At 74.5% G+C, this 5,380-nt stretch carries 1 protein-coding gene and 6 pseudogenes; all 7 read left to right on the top strand.

Annotated elements, in window-relative coordinates:
• Positions 1–279 (top strand): annotated as a pseudogene (locus tag FF86_RS61465) (beta-ketoacyl synthase N-terminal-like domain-containing protein); the annotation flags it as partial.
• A gap of 117 nt (positions 280–396) precedes the next feature.
• A pseudogene (locus FF86_RS61445) lies at positions 397–1,509 on the top strand (acyltransferase domain-containing protein); the annotation flags it as partial.
• Between the two features lie 5 nt (positions 1,510–1,514).
• A pseudogene (locus tag FF86_RS61440) lies at positions 1,515–2,112 on the top strand (acyltransferase domain-containing protein); the annotation flags it as partial.
• Between the two features lie 25 nt (positions 2,113–2,137).
• A pseudogene (locus FF86_RS61430) lies at positions 2,138–3,074 on the top strand (phosphopantetheine-binding protein); the annotation flags it as partial.
• An 88-nt stretch (positions 3,075–3,162) separates the two neighbouring features.
• Positions 3,163–3,319: pseudogene (locus tag FF86_RS69610) on the top strand (polyketide synthase docking domain-containing protein); the annotation flags it as partial.
• Between the two features lies 1 nt (position 3,320).
• Positions 3,321–3,537, top strand: a pseudogene (locus FF86_RS61420) (beta-ketoacyl synthase N-terminal-like domain-containing protein); the annotation flags it as partial.
• A gap of 1 nt (position 3,538) precedes the next feature.
• Positions 3,539–5,380, top strand: a 1,842-nt coding sequence (locus tag FF86_RS30760) for a type I polyketide synthase (protein WP_242419929.1), incomplete at both ends; no start/stop codon positions are given.

Raw genomic sequence — 5,380 nt, 5'->3', positions numbered from 1 at the left:
CTGGGAAGCCATCGAACGCGCCGGCATCGACCCCACCACCCTGCGCGGCAGCACCACCGGCGTCTTCGCCGGCGTCATGTACCACGACTACTCCCAGCGCATCCACGCCGTGCCGCGGGCCCTGGAGGGGTACCTCGGCAACGGCAACGCCGGGTCGATCGCGACCGGCCGGATCTCCTACACGTTCGGCTTCGAGGGACCGTCGGTCACCATCGACACCGCCTGCTCGTCGTCCCTGGTCGCCCTGCACCTCGCCGCCCAGGCGCTGCGCAGCGGCGANNCCGACCTGGCGCTGGCCGGCGGNGTNGCNNTGATGGCNNCNCCNNCNGNGTTCNTCGAGTTCTCCCGNCAGCGCGGNCTNNCNCNCGACGGGCGGTGCAAGGCCTTCGCCGCCGNCGCCGACGGCGTCGGCTGGGCCGAGGGCGCCACCATGCTCCTCGTCGAACGGCTCTCCGACGCCCAACGCCACGGCCACCCGATCCACGCCGTGATCCGCGGCAGCGCCGTCAACCAGGACGGCGCCTCCAACGGCCTCACCGCCCCGAACGGCCCCTCCCAGCAGCGGGTCATCCGCGCCGCCCTCGCCGCCGCCCACCTCAACCCCACCGACATCGACGCCCTCGAGGCCCACGGCACCGGCACCCCGCTCGGCGACCCCATCGAGGCCCAGGCCATCCTCGCCACCTACGGCCAGAACCGCACCCGACCGCTGTGGCTCGGCAGCCTCAAGTCCAACATCGGCCACACCCAGGCCGCCGCCGGCGCCGCCGGCATCATCAAGACCGTCCTCGCCCTCCAGCACGGCCTACTGCCCCGCACCCTGCACGTCGACGCCCCCAGCCCCCACGTCGACTGGACCGACGGGGACGTCGCGCTCCTCACCGAACCCACCCCCTGGCCCGACACCGACCGGCCGCGTCGCGCCGCCGTCTCCTCCTTCGGCATCAGCGGCACCAACGCCCACGTCATCATCGAACAGGCCCCGGCGGATCAGAACGTCCTCGCGGCCCGCGGCACCCTGCCGGCCGAGCCGGGCGGGACCGAGACCGCCGGGCCGGCGAGGTCGGGCGGCGATCCGGTGCTGCCGTGGATCCTGTCGGCCCGTACCTCGGACGCGCTGCGGGCGCAGGCGGACCGGCTCGGGGCCTTCGTCCGGTCGGACGCCGGCGCCGGGCTCGATCCGACGGACGTCGCCGACGCCCTGGTCGCGGCGCGGACGGTCTTCGAGCAGCGGGCCGTGGTGCTCGGCGCCGACCGCACCGACCTGCTGGGCGCGGTGGACGCGCTGGCCGGTGGGACGGCCAGCGCCCGCGTCGTACGGGGCGCCGCCGACACCACCGCCACCACCGTGTTCGTCTTCCCCGGCCAGGGCAGCCAGTGGCCCGGGATGGCCCGTGAGCTGCTCGCCACCAGCCTGGTCTTCGCCGGGTACCTCGACACCGTCGCCGCCGCCCTGGCCCCGTACATCGACTGGAACCTGCTCGACGTCCTGCACGAACGGCCCGACGCNCCCNCCCTCGACCGGGTCGACGTCGTGCAGCCCACGCTGTTCGCCGTCCTGGTCGCCCTCGCCCGCCTCTGGCAGCACCACGGGGTGCACCCGCACGCCGTCGTCGGGCACAGCCAGGGCGAGATCGCCGCCGCGCACATCGCCGGCGCCCTCACCCTCGACGACGCCGCCCGCGTGGTCGCCCTGCGTGGACAGATCCTCGGCGCGCTGCCCGATCCGGGGGCGGTGGTGTGGGTGAACCTGCCCGCCGACCAGGTCCGCGAGCGGCTCGCCCGCTTCCGCGACGGGGCCGCCCCGGTGTCCGTCGCCGTCCTCAACAGCCCCACCAGCACCGCCATCGCCGGCAGCGACGAGGCGCTGGCCGAGTTCGTCGCCGGCCTGCGGGCCGAGGGCATCCGCACCAGAGACGTCCCGGTGGGCTACGCCTCGCACTCGGCGTGGGTCGAGGCGGTCCGCGACGAACTGCTCACCGCGCTCGCCCCCATCCGCCCCCAGCCGGCCACCATCCCCATCCTGTCCACCGTCACCGCCGACTGGATCGACCCCACCACCCTCACCGCCGACTACTGGTACACCAACCTGCGCCAACCCGTCCTGTTCGANNCNGCCACCCGCGCCCTGCTCNNNGNCGGCCACGACCTGTTCATCGAGATCAGCCCCCACCCCGTCCTCACCACCGCCCTCGCCGAAACCCTCGACACCACCCCCGACCTTCCCGGCCCCGTCGCCATCACCGAAACCCTGCGCCGCGACACCGGCGACCTCACCAAGATCCGCGCCGCGCTGGCGGAGGCCTGGGTACGCGGGGCCAAGGTGAACTGGCGGGTCGTGCTCGGTGCGACCGTCGCCGATCCGGGCACCGGCAGCCCCGCCGCCGCCGGCGGCCCCAGCACCGCCGGCGGCCCCAGCACCGTGGACGGCCCCAGCACCGTGGACGGCCCCAGCACCGTGGACGGCCCCAGCACCGTGGACGGCTCGGAGCGGCGCCGGCGGTGGGTGAGCCTGCCGACGTACGCGTTCCAGCGGCGGCGCTACTGGCTGGATCCCACCCCGGTCCGGCTCGTCGACGGCGAGCTCGTCGCCGACGGGCCGGGCAGCGACGGCGCGCTGGCCGGGCTGTCCGCGGCCCCGAGCGGACCGAGCCTGGCCGAGCGGTTCGCCGCCCTCGCCCCGAGCGAGCGCGACGAGCTGCTGCTGAACCTGGTTCGCGCGGAGGCGGCGGTGGTCCTCGGCCACGACAGCCCGGCAACGGTCGGGGCCACCCGGGCGTTCCGCGAGCTGGGCCTCACCTCGCTGACCGCCGTCGACCTGCGCAACCGACTGAACGCGGCGACCGGGCTCACCCTGCCGGCCACGCTCGTGTTCGACTATCCGACCCCCGTGGCGATCGCCGACTTCCTGGCGGGCGAGCTGGGCTCCGCCGGGACCACGGACACCTCCTCGCCGCTGCGCGTCCTGGACCGGTTGGAGGCGGTGCTGGAGGCGACCGGCGGCGACAACGCCGACACCGCCGAGGCGGTCACCCGGCTGCGGGCGCTGGTCGCCCGGTGGGCGGACGTCGTCCNCGCGGACCCGGCCGACGACGAGATCGACCTCGACTCCGCCACCGACGACGAGTTGTTCGCCCTGCTGGACGACAACGTCGAGTCCTCCTGACCCCGTCGCAGTTCATCCTGAGGGAGCCACCGACCATGTCCAATGACGCCAAGCTCCGCGAGTACCTCAAGCGCGCGGTCAGCGACGCCCGGACGGCGCAGAAGCGCCTGCGGGAGGTCGAGTCGAGCCGCCGGGAACCGATCGCGATCGTGGNCATGGCCTGCCGGCTGCCGGGCGGGGTCACCACGCCGGAGGGACTGTGGGAGCTGGTCGCCGACGGCCGGGACGCGATCAGCGAGTTCCCGACGGACCGGGACTGGAACGTCGAGGAGCTGTTCGACCCCGACCCGGACGCGGCGGGCAAGTCCTACACCCGCCACGGCGGCTTCCTGCACGACGCCGCCGACTTCGACGCCGAGTTCTTCGGCATCNCCCCCCGCGAAGCCCTCGCCACCGACCCCCAGCAACGGCTGCTGCTGGAGACGGCGTGGGAGGCGTTCGAACGGGCGGGCATCGACCCGACGACGCTGCGGGGCAGCCGGACCGCGGTGTTCGCCGGGATCGCCGGGCAGGACTACGCGGCCCGCCTGCACGAGATACCCGACGAGCTGGAGGCGTACATCGGCCTGGGGACGCTCGGCAGCGTGCTGTCCGGGCGGATCTCCTACACGTTCGGCTTCGAGGGACCGTCGGTCACCGTCGACACGGCCTGCTCGTCGTCCCTGGTCGCCCTGCACCTGGCCAGCCAGGCGCTGCGGGGCGGCGAGGCCGACCTGGCGCTGGCCGGCGGGGTCGCGGTGATGTCGTCGCCGGCGGCGTTCATCGAGTTCTCCCGCCAGCGCGGGCTGTCACCCGACGGCCGGTGCAAGGCGTTCGCCGACGCCGCCGACGGCACGGGCTGGGCCGAGGGGGTCGGCATCCTGCTCCTGGAACGCCTCTCCGACGCCCGCCGCAACAACCACCCCGTCCTGGCCGTGGTGCGGGGCAGCGCGGTGAACTCCGACGGCGCCAGCAACGGTCTGACCGCGCCGAACGGCCCGTCCCAGCAACGGGTCATCCGCGCCGCGCTGGCCAGCGCCCGCCTCTCCGCCGCCGACGTCGACGCCGTCGAGGCTCACGGCACCGGCACCCCGCTCGGCGACCCCATCGAGGCCCAGGCCATCCTCGCCACCTACGGCCAGAATCGCCCCACCGACCGACCGCTCTGGCTCGGCAGCCTCAAGTCCAACATCGGCCACACCCAGGCCGCCGCCGGCGCTGCCGGTGTCATCAAGACCGTCCTCGCCCTCCAGCACGGCCTACTGCCCCGCACCCTGCACGTCGACGCGCCGTCCACGCAGGTGAACTGGTCGACGGGAGCGGTCGAGCTGCTCACCGAGGCCCGCTCCTGGCCCGAGACCGGCGCCCCCCGCCGGGCCGGGGTGTCGGCGTTCGGCGTCAGCGGCACCAACGCCCACGTCATCATCGAACAGGCCCCGGCGGACGACGGCGCGACCGAAGGGAACGCCGACGGCCAGGAAGGCAACGCCGACGCGCAGGAAGGCAACGCCGTCGGGCGGAAAGACAGCGCCGACGGGCGGAAAGACAGCGCCGACGCGCAGGACGATGCGGCGGCGGGACGGGAAGCGCTGCCGGTGCTGGTGCCGTTGTCCGCGCGCAGCCCCGAGGCGCTACGCGACCAGGCCCGCCGCCTGGCCACCCACCTGCGCGCCGCCGACTCCGCCGACGTCAATGCCGACGCCGGCGCTGGCGACACCGGCGGTACCGCCCGTGTGCCGCTGCCGACACTGGCCCGGGCGCTGGCGACGCGCACCGTGTTCCCACACCGCGCGGTCGCCCTCGCCACCACCACCCCGGAGCTACTGGACCGTCTCGACCAGCTTGCCGACAGCGGCTCCGGCCCGTCCGTCATCACCGGATTGGCCGGGACGGGCAAGCTCGCCTTCGCCTTCTCCGGCCAGGGCAGCCAGTACCCCCGCATGGGCCACGCGTTGTACACCACCCACCCCGTCTACCGCCAAGCCCTCCACGACGCCGCCGACGCCCTGGATCCCCACCTCGACCAGCCCCTGCTCGACATCCTCCACGCCGACCCCGACAGCCCCCAGGCATCGACCATCCACCACACCGCCTGGACCCAACCCACCCTGTTCGCCCTCCAGACCGCCCTCTACCGCCTCATCACGTCTCACGGCATCACCCCCGACTACCTCATCGGCCACAGCCTCGGCGAAATCACCGCCGCCCACCTCGCCGGCATCCTCACCCTCGACG

It is taken from the genome of Frankia sp. CpI1-P (genome assembly GCF_001421075.1).
GTDB classification, from domain to species: Bacteria; Actinomycetota; Actinomycetes; order Frankiales; family Frankiaceae; genus Frankia; species Frankia torreyi.
This window is presented reverse-complemented; position numbering and strand designations above follow the sequence as displayed.